General features: G+C 34.9%; 1 pseudogene. It reads left to right on the plus strand.

Annotated elements, in window-relative coordinates:
- Nucleotides 1–1,138 (plus strand): annotated as a pseudogene (locus tag DER71_RS11865) (IS3 family transposase); the annotation flags it as partial.
- Between the last annotated feature and the right edge of the window lie 18 nt (nt 1,139–1,156).

A 1,156-nucleotide genomic window follows, 5' to 3' on the forward strand; every position in this document is an offset into this window, starting at 1 on the left:
AAAGATGCTGTTGAACTCAGTATAAATTCAAATAAGACAGTAAAAGAAATTGCTGATGATCTTGGGATAAATTACAGTAATTTAACCCGCTGGCGCAGAGAATATAGAAACAAAGGAAAACATGCTTTTCCTGGTAATGGAAAGCAAAAATTAACACCTGAACAACAAAAAATAAAAGACCTTGAAGATGAACTTAGAGAAACTAAATTAGAACGTGATATATTAAAAAAAGCAGTGGGCATCTTTTCGAAAAAACCGACGTAATCTATGGTTTTATCCGGGATCACAGAAATCAATTTCCTGTGACGAAAATGTGCCAGGTATTAGAAGTTTCCCGGTCTACTTTCTATGATTGGCTGGATAGAGAACCCAGTCAGAGAGAACTTGAAAATGAGAAACTAAAACTAGAAATAGCTAAAATATACTGGCAGCATAAAGGCCGCTATGGAAGCCCTAGAATACACCGTCAACTGTTGAAAGAAGGCCACACTTGTAATATAAAAAGAGTTGTGAGACTTATGCAAGTAATGGGTCTTAAAGCAGTTCAGAAAAAGAAATTCAAAAAAACAACTGATTCAAATCACAACCTGCCCCTAAAAGAAAATTTGCTTAACAGAAATTTTGATATATCTAAGCCTAACAAAGTTTGGGTTTCAGATATTACATATATACCCACAGCCGAAGGCTGGCTTTACCTGGCTGTTGTAATAGATCTTTATTCCCGAAAAGTAGTTGGCTGGTCGATTAATAAAAGAATGACCAGGAAGCTTGTTATAGATGCTCTTAACATGGGAATTAAAAATAGAAATCCTAAAAAAGGTTTGATCTTTCATTCTGATAGAGGCAGCCAATATGCAAGTCATGATTTTCAAAAAGAACTATGGAAAAGTGGTATGAGGTCCTCAATGAGCCGCAAAGGAGACTGCTGGGATAATGCAGTAGCTGAAAGTTTCTTTTCCACCATAAAAACAGAATTAATTTATCAAAAAGATTACAAAACAAGAAAACAGGCAAGACAGGATATTTTTGAATATATCGCTGTTTATTACAACAGAATCATAGAATGCATTCGACGTTAAATTATAAAAGTCCAGAAGACTACGAAAACGAGAGAAAACTATCTAAACTATGTGTCTAATTTAATGGGGGAAGCTCA

The organism is Halanaerobium sp. DL-01, assembly GCF_003338615.1.
GTDB lineage: Bacteria > Bacillota > Halanaerobiia > Halanaerobiales > Halanaerobiaceae > QPJE01.